Genomic DNA, 17,063 nt, shown 5'->3' on the forward strand with positions numbered 1-17,063 from the left:
TCCGTATATGTCGACAAATAATGCACACTCCCATTTAGCTCTGCACGTATTTCCACATATGAAACAGACTATGGAAGCGGGGCATCCCCACTTTCTCCACCAGTACAAAGAACTGTTAAGAGGATATACGACACTTGGTCCAGAGAATACAGACCTCAGGCATTATTTCCAAGTATTGCTCGGCTACCCAGCAGGGCATTTTTCTAACATGGTTGAGCTGACATCGAATTCAGCACTGCTTCTAGAACTTGCCGATGTATCGTGTCCGGTCCTTCTATTAACAGGCGAATTGAATATGACAAGTCCGAATTCATTTCTTAATGCAAGTTCCTTTCTATTGCAAAACAGCAAACTAATAACCGTGCCCAATGCGTCGTTTCTTCTATTTCTAGAGCAACCTGAACTTGTAGCGGAATGGGTCAGGCTATTTGCAACACGGATAAGTGTTGATAACTTCTCCCGAAAAGAATCACAACAATTTATACAAATGGTATTTCAGCCAGAAGAGCAAATAGAATCGCGAAGAGTTCCCATTCTTGATATTCATCTATTACACAGATTCCGTGTCGAGATTGATTCGATTCCCATTGAAACTGGATGGAATCAGCGTCATGCCAAGAGACTACTGACTTATTTAGCCTTTCATCCGGTAACGACACGCGATATATTATGTAAAGAGCTTTTTCCCCACCTTGCTCAGGACAAAGCAAAAGCAAACTTGAAGGTGTGTCTTCATCATGTGGCAAAATTGCTACGGCATCCAATCGCATCTGTAAATGGATTAAGTGGAAAGCCGACGACAAAAGAGATTATTTCAATCTCATACCCAGCCCAATTGCAGAACAAGCAAAAGCTAAAAGTAAGCAGACTTTATTTATCGTTTTCCTCCTATAAGTACTTACTTTTACGAAAGTACCTGTTTTAAAAGTGCGTACTTACACATTTAAAAATCGTATTCTATACTCAAAGAGTAATAAAATTTAAGGAGGATACACTCTATGAGAACACTTATTGTAGTCGCACACCCGAGCATAGAAACATCTATCGTTAATAAGCAATGGATTAAGGAGCTGAAAAAATACCCTGAAGTATACACGGTACATGAATTGTATAAGCAATACCCGACAGAAAAGATTGATGCAGAAAAAGAACGTCTGTTAATCGAATCACATGAAAATCTTGTTCTGCAATTTCCCATTCAATGGTTTAATAGTCCATCCCTTCTAAAAAAATGGCTTGATGAAGTTTTTGATTACGGATGGGCTTATGGATCCAATGGCGGGGATAAATTAAAGAATCGCAAAGTGGCATTAGCTGTTTCCGCAGGTATCAGGGCAAGTGACTATAGTGAAAATGGAAGATACGGACATACTTTGGAACAAATACTTATTCCGTTTGAAACCACTTTTTTCTATTGTCAGGCAGATTATCGTTCCATTCATGCGTTTTACGGTGATGAACAAAAGCCAGGTGGAACAGAAGAAGAAGATTTAAAGCCAGTGGTCAATGAATTAGATCGCAACACAAAAGAGTATTTAGCGTTTTTGAATAATCTATAAATACAAACCCGGAGGCAACTAGCAGGAAAAATCCTGCTTGCCCTCGGGTTATTGAACTATCATTTTTCATCTGCATTTTGATTCATTTCGCCCCAGTCACACATCATATTTAAAATGGGGAGAAGGGAGCTTCCTCGATCAGAAAGCGAATATTCTACTTTTGGAGGAATTTGCGGGTATTCTTTACGCACCACTATACCGTCTGCTTCCATTTCTTTTAACATCACACTTAATGTCTTGAAAGAAATAGAACCTATGCTACGCTTTAGCTCATTAAATCGCATCACCTTATTTTCTAGCAGCCAATATAGAATAACCATCTTATATTTCCCACCTATAACAGATAATGTATATCCAAAGCCAGTATCTTTTAAAACAATTCCTTTTGGCACGCAGGTTTCTTCCGGTTCATTATGCATAGCATACTCTCCTTAAATATTTATATTTTACCCTTTCTGAGGTCACTTCCACTGTCTCCTCTTTTCGATTCCTCACATTCGAAAACGAAGGGAATTGTGCGGATGTCAAATTCGAGACACTATTTATACTATCATCTATCTCCTTTGATATGCCTGCTAATTGCTTGTATTTCTGATCAATGACCTCTTGTATGAATGATCCAACAAAAATAAAAAAGAGAAGGACGTACCTTCTCTCATACTCAAGGAAAAATGGGTGCTTCGCTAGCACACGAAGGACATTGGCCTGGCAGCTACCATCTGCTACTAGCGACAATGTGTTTCGGTAACTTGAAGTCATTTTATTCCATTCCATCTAGAAATGGAATAAGCGTACGTGTATCAGTTGGATTTGAGTATAAGAATGTATGAACCTTCTGTTGCGATTTGTACATTATACCCAGCTTTACAAACATACATCCTTAGCATCTTTATTAAATTCGAATTCATCTGATATCATTAGATTCACCTGCATCTATGTAATACCTAAATGATAAAATATAATGACAGTGAAGTGTTTGATAAAATGAAACTTCAAACTGTAGATAAAAGGCCTTTGAGTCTCATTTCTCAAAGGCCTTTTTAGACGATTTCTCTTCTTTTCTTTTTATCGTTGAAGAGTAGGGAATGTCTATCTTACCTCTCAACAAAGCGGACGGGAGGGGAGGGCCGACTCCTGCAGGAGGGAAGGGCAGTTTGAAATCCACCGGCTGCGCCGGTTCGTTCAACGCCCGCCTGCGGAAAGCGTGCCCCCCATCCCGGGAGCGAGGGCAAAGCTCCCTTTCAAGTCCGAAGTAAACGAGCACTTTTTCAGTGGCCTCGAAAGCGAGTGACTGGAGCGCAATGGAACGAACCTGTGACAGCCCCTTACTTTAAAGAGTTTGAAATAATGAAAAGTCGGTGAAATTTTACTTATCATAAAATTCCACCGACTTTTTCAATTCAGAGGAGGGCTTTGTCCCAGCCTCTTATAAAATAATTATGCCTTTTTCCCTACAGCTTTTGTAAAGCCTCTTTCAGCTTCTCCAATTCTTCCTTTGAAATGGTAACACCCTTCCCCATCTTCTCATGGTTCGGAGCCCAGTCACGAATATCATACTTCGGCTCACGACCGTTCCAACTAATGAGATTCAATTCTTTCGTCCAGCCTTTTGGTGATTCAGACAATACTGCAACGTGTTCAGTGATTTCGAATTTCAGTTCAGCCATAAGTTAAATCCTCCTGTTATTCAGATTAAATAGCATGCGCTAAAACAGTGACTCATTAATAATGATAAAGGTTTATCTACCATAAATAAAGATTTCCAACTCTTGATTAACCCGTTGTACTGTTTCAGTGATCTTCAATTAACCCTGCCTTTTACTTGTAATCTATTTATAGCTAATTCAATCAAATGAAAGTTTTTACTGCTATGATTTTTCGTAACCGCTCTATTTATTAAATATTTTCAAGCTTTGATTTGCTTGCATCTTTATGTCAATATAAGCTGCCCCTAATTTTGACTTCGATATTCGTATTTCTTCACCCAAATAAGTAAAGCCAGCAACAAAATTAGGTAATTTAATCGTAACAATCGTTCTCCTAACTGACTTTATTTCAGCCTCAAACTTCCCTGCATCTACGTCCCAGGAAAAAGAAATTCGCCCTGTATAAAACCGAAAGTCTTTCACACTCCCTCTCTTCCATTTATCAGGTCTTGCTGGTAATACCTTTATTAGGTTTTCTGAGACAAAAAGGAGCATTTCTTGTACCGCATTAACCCATCCTAAATTGGCGTCCATTTGCACCGGAGCTGTTTCAATTTCCATAGTTAGCCCCATATTCCTCCAATCATTATGCAACGTATAGAAATTGCTTAACAAACAGGAGCGTGATAAATATTCTAAATGTTGAAGTGCTTTGTTCCCTTCATGTAATCGAGCATAAATACAGGACATATGAGCAAATGACCATCCCGTCTGTGCACCTATTACTCTTTTTTCTACTGCTTTCTTACATGCATCAAATAAAATAGTTTCACTTTCTTCTTGGAGCTCTCTTCCAGGAAATAACGGATAAATATGAGACAAATGTCGATGGTCATAGCGGTCTTCAAATTCTTTGTTTGACCACTCTTTCAATGCCCCCTCATGATTTAACATATAACTTGGTAAGCCTTTCAATATTGTCTCCCATTTTTCTATTTCTTCTAAGTATAACTCTGTGCGTATACAAGCCTCAATGAAATGCTGTAATAATTCTTTTGCTATTGCAATATCCATTGTTGCATTAATCGCAGTTGGCATCGGATGTGCGATGGGTTCACTTGTTTTTGGCATGAAATTGTGAGGTGTATTCTCTGGGGATACGGAAGGGATAAAGGTATAAGTATCATCATCTCCCTTTACTAAAAAGTCTTCATAAAAAAACGCAATTTCTCTCATAAAAGGGAGAAGATGATCTTTTAGAAATTCTTCATCATCTGTATATAAATAATAGTCATAGAAATGCTGTGCAAGCCAACCAGCTGCACCAGTCCAATTCATTATGACAGGAACGATTTGGTTTGGAACACCAATACCAGGTGTCGTACCCGCCGGAATATAAATTCCACGACATCCGAAAAGCTTACTCGCATTCTCTCGGAAATCATCAAGCATATTTTCATAATAGTAGAACAGTGGTGGGATACATTCTGTTAACCCACCTACATTGGCGTGCCAATACATCATTTGTATATTTTCATTAGCCATTCGATGGCTCCACATTAAGTTATAATCTCCTGCCCAAAGGCCATACATACTAAATGGTTCCCCTCTATCTCTTGTTCCCGATATAAAAAGATACCTTCCAAAAGACCACATTTTTTCTATTAGCTCTATAGATACGTCGCCTTCATACGCTTCTAGTAATAGCTCTTCATTTGAACGTGTATAGTCATTCCCTTCTAAAGATAATGAAGCGGAATGAAATAATTGTTGATGTAAAAGAACATGAAGATTTAAATGTTCTTGATAATTCGGTCTATATAATAATAGCTCTTTTTGTAGTTTTGACCACTCAAGCTGATGGGCGGATTTAACAAAAACTTTAATAAATGCCATTATCTTTTTCACTTGTTTACAATTGATTGACTGAGTATTTGTTACACACTGCCCATTCATTGGGACAATTCTAATAACAGCTCCAAAATCCGTATAGTCATCATTTGTCACCGAATAAAAGAGAAAATCCCCATCTGCTTTAACCTTTACCGTCTTCGATAATTCTTCCACCTTATCATGCATTTTATGACTATCACTTTTATGTAATGAAACTTGAAAATCAACAGAATCTATTTCTGCTTCTGATTCCAGCTCATAAACAATGACATCATCTGCTCTCGAAACAAACAATCGTCTACTCATTCTTTGCTTACCTTCTTGCCAACTTACTTCAATCTCACCTGTTTCCATATTCAAAACCCTACGGTAATGCTGAAATACTTCTTTATTAGACATTCTAACTTTTAAATCACCTAAAGGAATAACAGAAGCGAGGCTCGTATGATAGTTCTTTTTTTTCAGAGCATTAGTTAATGACCCATTTCCCTCATTAAATTGTTTTTTTTCGATTAACGTCCTCGTTTCTTTAAGAGTATCACTTACATCTGGTAGCTTATCTTTTATCCCCATATGCCACAAATCCTCATGATTGATGACAATTGTCTCTAGATTAACACCACCATACACAGCAGCCCCGATTTTCCCATTTCCAGAAGGTAGTGCTTCTCTCCACTGATTTCTCCACCAAGAAGCAGGATATTTTAAAATAAGTTTATAACGGCTATTGTTAAAAGTAGTCAAGCTTACTCCCCCCAATAGATGATTTTTACGATAAACTTCTTAACCTATCTTTTTCATTCGTTCATGTCTTTTGTCTGTAGCTTTTCCCACTCGATGCTTACAAGAAGTAATGGAGCTACCCCCATTAAATCATCACTAACGATTTGCTCATTCATATAATAATCGTAGGAGCCATCACGATATTTTGGGTGTCCACCTAATCCAGCCCCTTTACAAATTTGGTGCAAATGTATACCTCTATCATCTTCGGTTACGAAATGATCCAAAATCCCTTTGTATGCTTTTGCTACGGTCTTTGCATCAATCCCAGATAAATAACCTAAACGTATTCCTTTTACGATCGCATACGTTATCATACATGAACCAGATGCTTCTAAATAATTGCGTTCTCTTCCATTTTGATCCATCACTTGGTACCATAACCCTGTTTCTTGATCCTGAACATGTAAAATCGCATGAACCATCCGTTCAAATATTCCTAATATTTGACCACGTTTATGATGGCCCTTCGGAAAATGCTCAAGCGAATCGACAATAGCCATTGAATACCATCCAACTGCCCTGCCCCATACATGAGGGGATCTACCCGTTTTCTGGTCGCACCAACGTTGTTCACAGCTTTCATCCCAAGCATGATGCAAAAGACCATTCTGAGGATTTCTTGTATTTTTTTCAATGGATAGTATTTGATTAGCGACGTCATCAAATCCAGTGGGAATCTCAAATTCCTTTGAATATTCTGCGAGGAAAGGAGACGACATGTATACGCCATCTAACCACATCTGAAACGGATAAATCTTCTTATGCCAAAATCCTCCCTCACTCGTGCGTGGCTGTCCTTTTAATTGTGTATACAATAAATCTAAAGCTTTTTTATATTTACTATCTTTCGTCTTTCGCCAAAGATTAAAGACATTTTTCCCTTCATTAATATGATCTAAATTATATTCATCCAAAGAATATCCCTTAATCGTTCCATCTTCTCTTATAAATAAATCGAGGTGTCGCCTGACGACCTCATGATAGCGCTCATCCTTTTCCCACTCTGATAACCAATCAAATGCTTTTAAAGCCATTCCTGCTACATAACCCCATTTATTCGCCATCTTAGGGTGATAGCCATCTACAAATTGAGATTGAATGGAGTCTGCAATCTTTACTGACAAACTAGTTGAATTCATAAAAAAACTCCTTTTTTCTTAATTACGTTGTGCGGAGACGTTACAATGGTTTTAAATTTTTCTGAAAATGTTTTTTTTCAGAAACACGCGTAACGAGCGGAACCGTTACTCTTCTTTGAATCTGCCCATACGTCTATGATTTCGCCCACAGCTTCCTCGATTCTAACGTAATATAAATACCTATAAATACGAATGAATGTCCTGCCACTCCACCGTCCACTCACCATTGTTAGGAAAACCACTACACTCCTTTTCAGGAGAGCCTTCCCAGCCACAAATCATCATCGCAACAGCTGTTAATAAACCCCCATTACCCGGGAGATAAGCGGTTAAACCTGGTCGCTGATAATTATGCCCATTTACTAGATACGTATTTTTTGTTGCATCCATTAGTAAGAAATCTATCGCTAACTCCTTTTCCCCTAATCGTGCAGCTGTCATTGCACACATCGGAAAATCCCATCCCCAAGAGGATTCCCAATCCCATTCTTCTCGCACCTTGAATAATGTATTTCTCATGATATTTACATCCACTAGCTTGCCGGGCAGGATTCCAAATGCTCCAAGCATAGAAGGATGATCGTGATTTTTCTCTGTAAATGTTTGTGGACAATTTTCGTGAGCAAGGTAAACCCCATCTTTGTGAGGGAGCGGTGTCATCAAACGAGACACTTTCGTCCAATCTGGATTTCCTTCTATATTTAGTCGTTTTGCCCATTCAATTGCTAGTTCAAGTCCATACTTCCAATATTCTACTTCGTACGGTGGATTTAAGCTGTCATTCATCTGATGGCATTCCTGTGCAGGAATGAGTGGTGGTCCTAATACATAAACCTCTTTTTCTTCGTCCCAATGTGCGAAAGAGACCATAAAATCTGCTGACTCAAATACGACTGATTGATACTTCTCTAAAACAGACTTTGATTGGGTTGCCCTGTAGAGCCATTCAGATAAAGCAATTGGATGCGGTTGCTGCCAAATGAGACCAGGAGCTACAGGAGAAGGAGTTTGAATCCCATTATAGCCAACCATTTTGGGCCATCTAGCTCCTTTATATCCTTGTGAGTGAGCTAATTCTCTTGCTTTATCTAGAATCGTTTCATACCAACCCATACTTCTTTCTAGTAAATCAGGACGATTCCATAATGGGAAATGAGAGGCATGCCACCAATGCATTTCTAAATGGAATTTTCCAAACCAACTATTATACATAAATCCTGTCTCTTGTGGAGGAAGAGAACCACCACAATGAACAGCACATAAATACTGTGATAAAATCACTCGACGTTCCAATTCAAACGCCCTCTGATCCGTACTACGTGAGAAATCAGCACAACCACCTTGCAGCCAAAAATTCCCCCAGTACTTCTCACTTGCTTTTAGTACCTCGTTAAAAGCAGAGTTCGAGCTTTTGGACTGCTTTGAGGAAAAATGTAATGTGAACTCTAGCTCATTTGTCTGATTACTAGGTAACAACGTAAATTCATGGGTATCTGTTTGTTTTAGTTCTCCCTCACTCCAGTTCCATTGAACAAAGTAGACATCATCATCCATCCTTCTTTGTAGAAGTTCCGTATTTTTATCTACACATTTCATTGTTGAATCATGTCTATCCTTATGATCATAATCTGGAAAAATAGACTTTGACCAACTCGTATGTGTCATATCTGGATTAGAAAATAAGGTAAATACCTCGAGACGTTTATCTTTCATTAAAGGAGAGACAACCTTCACCCCTATTTCATCACGATGTGGATGACAAACGGTTATCACTTCCACTGGTACTTCTTCTACTAAAAATTCGCTATGCAATGTTCCAGTCCACAGCTTCAACGTTTGATTGATTTGTGTCATTTGATTGATCTCAACTTCCTTTCCCAACTTTGAAAGAAAACGAAAGGAAATCCGCCCAAGCTGCAATCTATGTGGATTTTGCCTTAACCAATGATAGGCATCTTCCTTATCCTCAGGTTTCATCGGATAATCGACATTTCTTCCATAGGTCTCAAAAGATTGATAACGAATATCTTCATTTGTATAAACGTTTTTTCCCTTTGTATAATGCCAGCCCCAATTTGATTGTGTACTAAGTGGAGCATCATAAGATTTTGGAAAGGATTGCAGCCCTGTGAAGTCAACACTAAAACCAAAATCACCATTTCCAAGCGATAGTGGAGCATTTGATTCCACTTTTGTTATGTGGGGATTATGTCTTTCTATCACTTCTTTTTTATTCATATCACACCTCATTCTAATTCACATCGTTATTCTCAACTCATTTATCAGTTCCGTATTTAAGTTGTCCTCTATATTTTCCAGGTGTTATATTTTTATATTTTCTAAAGACCCGTATAAAACTGTTCTCATGTTGATACCCGACTTCAATGGCTATATCTGATATTTTTTTATCTGTTTTTAACAGCAGCTCTATGGCATGCTCTACTCTTAGCCTCGTAAAATACCCATAAATCGTGTCATTCATTTGCTCCTTAAATATTTGACTGGCTAAACTAACACTTATCTGGACTGAATCAGCTATTTCCTGAATCCCAATAGGCTCCTTTAAATGACATTTCATAAACTCAATCATTTGGTTACATACAATATATTCCTTTTGCTGTTGAGTAACTTTAAAGCCTTCTGATAAAGTAGTAGCCTGACTTTGTAAGCGTTTTTCTATATCCGCTAAATCCATAGTTAGAAATCGTTCGATTATTTGTTGATCAATCTCTTCTGTACTACTTATAGAAAGACGCTGCATTCGTTCTTCTATTTTTCCTAAAAAAGAAATAGCCTTAATAGGGTTATATTTATTTTCATTTATCTCGTTTACTAATGAAGTAATCATATTGCTTGCACTTGATGTGTTTCCTGATTGAATGATCTCGATTAAATTCTCAATCTTTTCTTCGTTTAACTGCGATTTATTTTTAGTAAAGCTTCTAAATTCATCATAAGTAATGAAGCTACCGTACCCTTTGTAAGCTCTTATCGTAAGTACTTCCCTAGCCTCAATCATGAAACGCTCTAACTCTCCTATATCAGACCCTACTCTACTAACCCCAATCGAGATACTAAAACCTAATAATTCTTCAACTAAGGTAACCGCTTTCAATAAACAAGTGCTTAAGCTTGTTAATTCGCTCTCTTCATATAATAAAAGAGCTATTTTATCTTTTCCTAAATCCGCGCATTCACAACGACCGAGGGGAGTCAGTACTTCAGATACGATATTTGTTAATGCGAATTTTAATAATGGGTGGTCTGGCTCCGGAAACTTCTTTACCCATTCATAATAGTGATCAATTGAGATCATGACGATAACATAAGGCTTGTTTGTCCACTCTTGATAATATAGCGTCCACTTCTCATAAACATCTTCTTTATTTTTTATATTTCCTAAATAAATGTCATTAAAAAATTTAGATGTAGCTTCCATCTTGACCTTTTGTACCATTCGTGATAAATATGTGTGATCACTTATTAAATCAACTGCTAAGTTTTCTAAATGAGTTAAATCACCCATTTCCATGTTGTTGTCTTTCACATTAAATAACTTTTTAATTCGCCTTATCGGTTTAAACAATTGATTATGAATATAAATAATGACCATTAAACCTAGGCATAGGGCAATGAGTGACACTAAAAAAACAACATTTCTAATTGTTTTTGATTTCGCTAGTAAGCTATCTTGAGATACTAAAGAGACATAATTCCATCCTGTTAGTGAAGAAGTCATCATTGTCCCCAATAATTTTTGATCCTCATATATAAATTCACTTATCTCGTTTGCATCTAACTCTTGCAAAATTTCATCAATCGGTACAAATCCGAAAGAATGATTAGGCTTCGTAAATAAGACTTCATTTTGTTTGTCAGCAATAAACCACATGCTATTAATTGCCGAGCTATCTGAGGGATTTAATTTGGAAAATACCTCATCTTCCTCAAGGTTTATGGCAATAACCCCCATTAAGGAATTATTTATCTTTATTTTTCTAAATAATGTGATTTCTGAAATTGTTGAATTCTCCGATTTTATTACTTCTCTTTTCTTCACAACCATTGTTTCCAATTCAAATTCATTTAGATCTTCTATCCAGTGTGAATCGATAAAATTAATACGATTGGAGCTATACCCTTGTGGCATCGATACAAAGCTGTCATTATTGATATCATAAATATAAATACTTTTAATATACGGAGAGTTTTTAATAACCGTTGAGAATAATTGATAGATTCTCGTAATATTATCATACGAATTTTGATTTGCGCTTTTCAGAAATTCATGAACACTCGGATCAAGAGAAAGATTAATAGCCGTCTTATTAGTTTCTGAAATGTATGAATCAATTAGCTCCATACTTATATGAAGCATTTGCTGTTGAGGTTCATGTAATTGCTCCTGCAAAACAGATTTAGAAGAATAATAGGAAGTGAAGCCGACAATGAGAGTAATGATAAAAATGGCTAAACTCACAAGAAGCACCAATCTTGTTTGTGTATTTTTCCATATTTGTTTCGGCCAAATAAAAAGTCGGTGGAGCATGTATTTTCCCTCCTTTTTTTAAAATTACAACACACTCCCACTTTACTCCTTTTTATTCTTCCATATTTTTTTGATTCTCTACTTCTTCTTCTGCAAGCATAACCATTCCGATCCCAATTGGGTCCATTTCCTTGGAAGGTCATATTTGATTGACATTCCATTGCTTATCAATTGCTCGATCTCATAACCCATACCAGCCTTTTACCACTACTGAACGATACGACTTATTATCTTTATATATTTTGATTGACTAAATTTATGCTTTGCTTTGTTGTTTTAATCCATTTAAAATCTCATGAATTAAAATGGGCCGATGCTCTTTCACCGATCTCCAAATCGCTTCACCTGTTGCAACCGAGTAAGCACCGTCTCTAGCACCTGATAATAATTGAAATGGCTTGTGTTTGCTTTCTCCCAAAAAAATATCTTCTAGTAAAAGAGGATCTCCTCCACCATGTCCACCTTCTCTATGAACAACATGAATCGTTTCCTTAGACCCAAACAAAGGGAAGTAATCAATCGTTTGAACTGGAGTAGGAAAAGGCGTACGTTTTGGTGCATGATATTCCATTGTCTCAATCCTTCCCTTTGTTCCATTTATCGCTAAGCGGTATCCTTCATACGGAAGGGAAAAATTAACTGAGTAGCTAAGTAAAGCACCTTCGCTATATTTAATCGTGGCACTATACGTATCTTCAATATCAATATCTCCATCAAAAATACATCTGTCTGGACGATAGTTTGTATATGGGTATGTTTGATTTTCGTCTTCAAGTGATCCAAGATGGTCATCTGGTACGTTTACCGCCTTTTGTCTTCTATTCCACCTAGCATAATATGAGCACTCTTCCGTATAACTACATGTACCGCAATATCTCCCGTCCTTTTCCTCCGCTGGGTTCCACTCTCCATTTGCACCATAGTAATGAAGAGCACCATAAGCAAATGCTTCAACAGGTGTTTGATTGATCCACCAATTCACTAAATCAAAATGATGTGTACATTTATGAATGGACAACCCTCCTGAAATGTCTCGATATCGATTCCATCGTTTAAAATAACTAGAACCATGATGTGTATCAAGATACCAATTCAAATCGATCGATGTAATCCTCCCTAGCTTTCCCTCCAAAATTAATTCCTTTATTTTTGTATGGATAGGTGCATATCGATAATTAAAGGTCACGATCACTTTACCGCGACTTGCTTTTTCTGCCTCTATGATTCTTTTGCAATCTAAACCAGTCGTGGCCATTGGCTTCTCAGTAATAACGTCTAAATGATTCGTTAATGCACGCACAATATACCTTGCATGTGTATCATCTCTACCCGCAACAATGACAACATCTGGCTTTGTTTCTACAATCATCTGATCAAATTCAGATTCATTGTAGGTTTTAACATGCGAATGTTCTGGAAATCTAGTACGAAAAGTAGTAAAACGTAACGGATCACAATCTAATAAACCGACTAGTTCACAGGTAGACGAAAATTCTGTCAGTATTGGCATAACAAACATACCTAATGCCCTTCCGCTAACTCCACAAATCACATATCTCTTTCTCAAATAACTCCATTCCTTTCTATGTTTGATAGAAAGAGGTTGTACATGAGAAACCGCACAAATACAGATTGGAGCACATTCACCGCTCCTGAAATACACTTCGCTTTCCGCGGGAAGCTGGTGAGCCTCCTCGTGCTACGCACTGCGGGGTCTCACCTTTACTTTTCATCCCGCAGGAGTCTACGTATATTTCATCCGCTACGTTTTTAAATTGGTCGGATTCTCAGCTAAACACTTTTGTTATGTTCCAGCCTCTTTCAACCATTATCAATTTAACCGTTCGTACCATTCTTGAACTCGTTCTGTAACCTCATCTCCTCCTGAGCTATACCACCTTTCGACAAATTCATCAAATCTATCAATTGGCCACTCTCCAATCACAATCTTCGTTAAATATTCTTGGAAAAGTTTATGAGATTGAATGTCAGAATATCCATCATAAACAGTTGAAGGTAAACCATCTCCTGCAATTCTCCTAGCATCAGCTGTACTTACTTCAAAAATATCCATCACCATTTGTTGCTGGTCCTCAGGAAATGTTTCATTGATTCGAATGTCCATATCTTCTTTTGTCATTAAGTTTCTCATTCCTAATGCAATTGGTGTTTCATCAGTAGCTGCTATCAGAACTTTTTTTCCATCTTCTACTTTATGTTGCGCTCCTTCAATCCCATATCGGATAAAATCATCATTTTCCTGATCGTAGAAAAAATCTAAGAGCTTTAATGAAGCAATCGCTTTATCTTCAGACACTTTTGGAATCATCCATTCAGGCTCTCCCATACTTTTTTGTGTAATAAATCCCGTAAATCCATCTACTTTCGGTAGTGGCATTCCAACAACATAAGCGTCTTCAGCTCCCTGGCGCATCGCTTCATATCTATCTAATAAGTTTGCTGGTAAGTGATACCAACTACCTACTAAATTATTATTTATTTTGGCTGTCCACACATCTCCTTTATTTAAGAATGTTTCTTTATCTAATAATTCTTCTTCATACAATTCACGAATAAATATAATCGCTTCCTTCATATTTTCGGTTACACCAGCATATTGGATTTCACCGTCATATATATCCCATTCAGGATGCCCTTCCCACATTGCAACACCAAACATGGCAAACAAGTGATCCATCCATGTACCAAATTCCCTTCCAGACGTTGGAAGCTCATCTTGTTCACCATTTCCATTAGGATCCTGATCACGAAAAGCTATAAGCATTTCTCTATACTCTTCTAGTGTTTCTGGCATTTCAAGACCAACATTATTTAACCAATCCTGTCTTAATAATGCAGCACGTTCTGGAATCGTATAAACCTTTGGCACATAATAAATTTTCCCGTCTGGTGTCGCTGCTCGCACGACATCCCACGCTTCTTCAGGTATACTGTTCCATACATGTGGTGCATATTCTGGGAGGAGGTCATCTAATGGAAGTGCTGCTCCTTGTTGAATTAACGTTCTTTCCATCCCACCAATCGGTCTGAAAATATCTGGGTAATCCTCAGATGCAAATAACATATTTAAATATTCGGTAGCATCAGAGCCAGCAGGTGGTGTCATCAGCTCATATTTAACTCCTGTTTCTTCTAATACTTGTTGGACATGTGGATCATCACTACCTGGCAGGACTCCTTTTGATAAATGGCTTTTAAACACTCGAACATTCTCTATCTTTTCATTGTCTTCTCTTTCTTCATTTGTTGACTGCTGACTGCTCGTATCGGAATTGGAACAGCCGACAACTACAAATAACAATAATAATGAAATAATAACCCCAAAACGAATCATTCTTTGACCTGTACTCATTGTTAATCCTCCCTTTTTTTCATTTATATCAAACCACTGTAAGCGGTTTAATATTTCATCACTTAAAAGAAACTAATCTTTTAATGAGCCTAACACAGCTCCCTTGACAAAATACTTTTGTAAATAAGGATAAACTAACACAATAGGAACCGTTGCGAAGATAATCGTCGCTGCTTTTAATGTCGTTGTATTAAAAGCTAATTCATTCATAATTAAATTCACCGCAGCCAATTCCTCTGGCGCTTGAAAATACTCTCGCAGCCTTAATTGCAGTGGATACAAGTCAGGGTTTCGGATAAAAAGAATAGCCGTTTGAAATGTATTCCAATATCCAACAGCATAAAATAAACTGATCGTCGCTAGAACAGGTTTTGAAAGTGGCAAATAGATTTGAAATAACAATCGAAAAGGATTACAACCATCGATTTTAGCTGCATCATCTAATTCACTAGGAACCCCCATAAAAAATGTTCGTACGATGACCATATTAAATGTACTAATTAATCCCGGGATCATTAATGCCCATAAGGTATCCATCAATCCAAGACTACGGACAGTTAAGAAAAATGGGATCATCGGTGCATTAAAAATCATCGTAATAACTATCATAAACATGATCGGTTTACGAAGCATAAATTCCTTTCTAGATAATGGGAAAGCCGTTAATACAGTAAATAACATACTTAAAAAAGTTCCCAACACCGTGATATACACGGTGACACCAAAGGATTTCCATAATACTTTATTCTGTAAAATATGAGTCCATGTGTCTATGGTAAATTCCACTGGCCATAATAAAACCTGTTTCGAATCCGCTGCTATGGGAGAACTAAACGATACGGCTAACAATTGTAGCAATGGAAGAATCATTGTCAAAGCAAGGGTAATAAGCACCGTATAATTAAAAACATCAAATATTCTTTCACTCATTGATTTTCTCATTACCATAACCCCTGTTCTGTTTTTCTAGCCATTCTATTAAATATCCATATTAAAACAAAACCAACAAGAGACTGAAATAACCCAATCGCCGTTGTCATACTATATTGCCCTTGTAGAACACCAGCACGATAAACATAGGTTTCAATGATATCTCCAACAGAATAGGTCATCGGAGTTAATAAATTATAAATTTGATCAAATCCTAGTTCTAGGAAATTCCCAATATTGAGTAAAAACAAGACCAGTATAGTAGGAAACATTAACGGAAGTGTGATATACCTCGCTTGCTTCCAGCGGTTAGCTCCGTCCATGACTGAGGCTTCATATAAACTTGGATTAATGGAGGTAATCGCCGCTAAATAGACAATCGTTCCCCATCCAACATTTTTCCATACACTTGATAAAACAACGATGGTTCTGAAGTAACTCTCTTCTTGCATAAAGAGAATGGTTTCAGCTCCAAACCATCCACGAATTCCATTTACTACCCCTTGTGAAGATAATAATTCGAAAACAATTCCTCCTACAATGACCCACGAGAGAAAATGTGGAAGGTAGAATAAGCTTTGCACAGACTTCTTTAAAAAACGAATTCTTATTTCATTAAAAAGTAAAGCGAGAATGATTGGCGCCGGAAATCCAAAGACAAGTAAGTAAAAGGCAATTAAAAACGTATTACGCAGAACTTGATAAAAATCTTGATAAGTAAATAAATGGATAAAATTATCAAACCCAACCCAAGGACTGTTTAATATCCCATTAAATATTTGATAATCCTGGAAGGCAATGATCGTCCCCATCAGAGGTATATACTTCAAAACAATGTAAAATATCACTCCAGGTAAAATCATGACATAAAGCATCCAATGTTTTTTGATATTCGTTATAAGCGACCTTGCTTTATTTACTTTATATTTTGTAAGCCCTTTCATTTCCGTATTCACTCGTTCCACTCAGCTTTCCTCCTTTACTTATTTTTTTTGCTCCTTTACTTAAATACGCCATTTTTCTTCGTAAAAAAGAGATTTGTTGACTGAATTGGCTCAACTATAACAAGCCAATCGGTTATTTGACAATCATCATATCAAACAGAAGATCAACGATTATTGAACAACTGATTGATTTTATCTTTTGAGCACTTTTTTTAAAATGGTTGATCATCTTTTTTTCTTTCAC

Annotated in this window: 13 protein-coding genes; 2 read left to right on the forward strand and 11 right to left on the reverse strand. The window is 37.1% G+C overall.

Going from position 1 to position 17,063, the window contains the following annotated elements:
- The first annotated feature begins 7 nt into the window (after positions 1 to 7).
- Positions 8 to 925, forward strand: coding sequence for an alpha/beta fold hydrolase (locus ACERJO_RS14250; RefSeq protein WP_373647915.1), 918 nt, complete (start codon positions 8 to 10; stop codon positions 923 to 925).
- A 73-nt stretch (positions 926 to 998) separates the two neighbouring features.
- Positions 999 to 1,559, forward strand: coding sequence for an NAD(P)H-dependent oxidoreductase (locus ACERJO_RS14255; RefSeq protein WP_373647916.1), 561 nt, complete (start codon positions 999 to 1,001; stop codon positions 1,557 to 1,559).
- A gap of 59 nt (positions 1,560 to 1,618) precedes the next feature.
- Here the strand turns inward: ACERJO_RS14255 and ACERJO_RS14260 are convergent, their stop codons facing one another.
- From ACERJO_RS14260 to ACERJO_RS14310, 11 genes are all read right to left on the reverse strand, one after another.
- Positions 1,619 to 1,978 (reverse strand): winged helix-turn-helix transcriptional regulator, encoded by a 360-nt coding sequence (locus tag ACERJO_RS14260; RefSeq protein ID WP_373647917.1) that lies wholly within the window; start codon positions 1,976 to 1,978, stop codon positions 1,619 to 1,621.
- The gene (locus tag ACERJO_RS14265; RefSeq protein ID WP_373647918.1) at positions 1,971 to 2,318 is read right to left on the reverse strand and encodes a hypothetical protein; all 348 of its coding nucleotides are present in this window, start codon (positions 2,316 to 2,318) and stop codon (positions 1,971 to 1,973) included. Before ACERJO_RS14265 ends, ACERJO_RS14260 begins: the two co-directional genes overlap by 8 nt.
- 692 nt (positions 2,319 to 3,010) lie before the next feature.
- A complete protein-coding gene (locus ACERJO_RS14270) occupies positions 3,011 to 3,226 on the reverse strand; it encodes a YdbC family protein (RefSeq protein ID WP_247107312.1) in 216 nt (71 codons plus the stop codon).
- 222 nt (positions 3,227 to 3,448) lie between these two features.
- Complete coding sequence (locus ACERJO_RS14275; RefSeq protein ID WP_373647919.1) at positions 3,449 to 5,842, reverse strand: glycosyl hydrolase family 95 catalytic domain-containing protein; 2,394 nt, start codon at positions 5,840 to 5,842, stop codon at positions 3,449 to 3,451.
- A 53-nt stretch (positions 5,843 to 5,895) separates the two neighbouring features.
- The gene (locus ACERJO_RS14280; RefSeq protein WP_373647920.1) at positions 5,896 to 7,023 is read right to left on the reverse strand and encodes a glycoside hydrolase family 88/105 protein; all 1,128 of its coding nucleotides are present in this window, start codon (positions 7,021 to 7,023) and stop codon (positions 5,896 to 5,898) included.
- 180 nt (positions 7,024 to 7,203) lie between these two features.
- On the reverse strand, positions 7,204 to 9,261 hold the full coding sequence (locus tag ACERJO_RS14285; RefSeq protein WP_373647921.1) for a glycoside hydrolase family 65: 2,058 nt from the start codon (positions 9,259 to 9,261) through the stop codon (positions 7,204 to 7,206).
- A gap of 37 nt (positions 9,262 to 9,298) precedes the next feature.
- Complete coding sequence (locus ACERJO_RS14290; protein WP_373647922.1) at positions 9,299 to 11,572, reverse strand: AraC family transcriptional regulator; 2,274 nt, start codon at positions 11,570 to 11,572, stop codon at positions 9,299 to 9,301.
- A 256-nt stretch (positions 11,573 to 11,828) separates the two neighbouring features.
- Positions 11,829 to 13,139, reverse strand: a complete 1,311-nt coding sequence (locus tag ACERJO_RS14295; RefSeq protein ID WP_373647923.1) for a Gfo/Idh/MocA family protein — start codon at positions 13,137 to 13,139, stop codon at positions 11,829 to 11,831.
- Between the two features lie 264 nt (positions 13,140 to 13,403).
- Entirely contained in the window at positions 13,404 to 14,945 is a 1,542-nt protein-coding gene (locus ACERJO_RS14300) for an extracellular solute-binding protein (protein ID WP_373647924.1), read from the reverse strand.
- Between the two features lie 72 nt (positions 14,946 to 15,017).
- On the reverse strand, positions 15,018 to 15,887 hold the full coding sequence (locus ACERJO_RS14305; protein WP_247107318.1) for a carbohydrate ABC transporter permease: 870 nt from the start codon (positions 15,885 to 15,887) through the stop codon (positions 15,018 to 15,020).
- On the reverse strand, positions 15,887 to 16,819 hold the full coding sequence (locus ACERJO_RS14310) for an ABC transporter permease (RefSeq protein WP_373647935.1): 933 nt from the start codon (positions 16,817 to 16,819) through the stop codon (positions 15,887 to 15,889). Before ACERJO_RS14310 ends, ACERJO_RS14305 begins: the two co-directional genes overlap by 1 nt.
- Positions 16,820 to 17,063 lie beyond the last annotated feature (244 nt).

The organism is Halalkalibacter sp. AB-rgal2 (genome assembly GCF_041821005.1).
GTDB lineage: Bacteria > Bacillota > Bacilli > Bacillales > Bacillaceae_D > Halalkalibacter.

Coding starts and splice junctions, on each gene's coding strand:
- ACERJO_RS14250 (WP_373647915.1), top strand. CDS start 8: ATGTCGACAAATAATGCACACTCCCATTTAGCTCTGCACGTATTTCCA.
- ACERJO_RS14255 (WP_373647916.1), top strand. CDS start 999: ATGAGAACACTTATTGTAGTCGCACACCCGAGCATAGAAACATCTATC.
- ACERJO_RS14260 (WP_373647917.1), bottom strand. CDS start 1,978: ATGCATAATGAACCGGAAGAAACCTGCGTGCCAAAAGGAATTGTTTTA.
- ACERJO_RS14265 (WP_373647918.1), bottom strand. CDS start 2,318: ATGACTTCAAGTTACCGAAACACATTGTCGCTAGTAGCAGATGGTAGC.
- ACERJO_RS14270 (WP_247107312.1), bottom strand. CDS start 3,226: ATGGCTGAACTGAAATTCGAAATCACTGAACACGTTGCAGTATTGTCT.
- ACERJO_RS14280 (WP_373647920.1), bottom strand. CDS start 7,023: ATGAATTCAACTAGTTTGTCAGTAAAGATTGCAGACTCCATTCAATCT.
- ACERJO_RS14285 (WP_373647921.1), bottom strand. CDS start 9,261: ATGAATAAAAAAGAAGTGATAGAAAGACATAATCCCCACATAACAAAA.
- ACERJO_RS14290 (WP_373647922.1), bottom strand. CDS start 11,572: ATGCTCCACCGACTTTTTATTTGGCCGAAACAAATATGGAAAAATACA.
- ACERJO_RS14300 (WP_373647924.1), bottom strand. CDS start 14,945: ATGAGTACAGGTCAAAGAATGATTCGTTTTGGGGTTATTATTTCATTA.
- ACERJO_RS14305 (WP_247107318.1), bottom strand. CDS start 15,887: ATGAGAAAATCAATGAGTGAAAGAATATTTGATGTTTTTAATTATACG.
- ACERJO_RS14310 (WP_373647935.1), bottom strand. CDS start 16,819: ATGAAAGGGCTTACAAAATATAAAGTAAATAAAGCAAGGTCGCTTATA.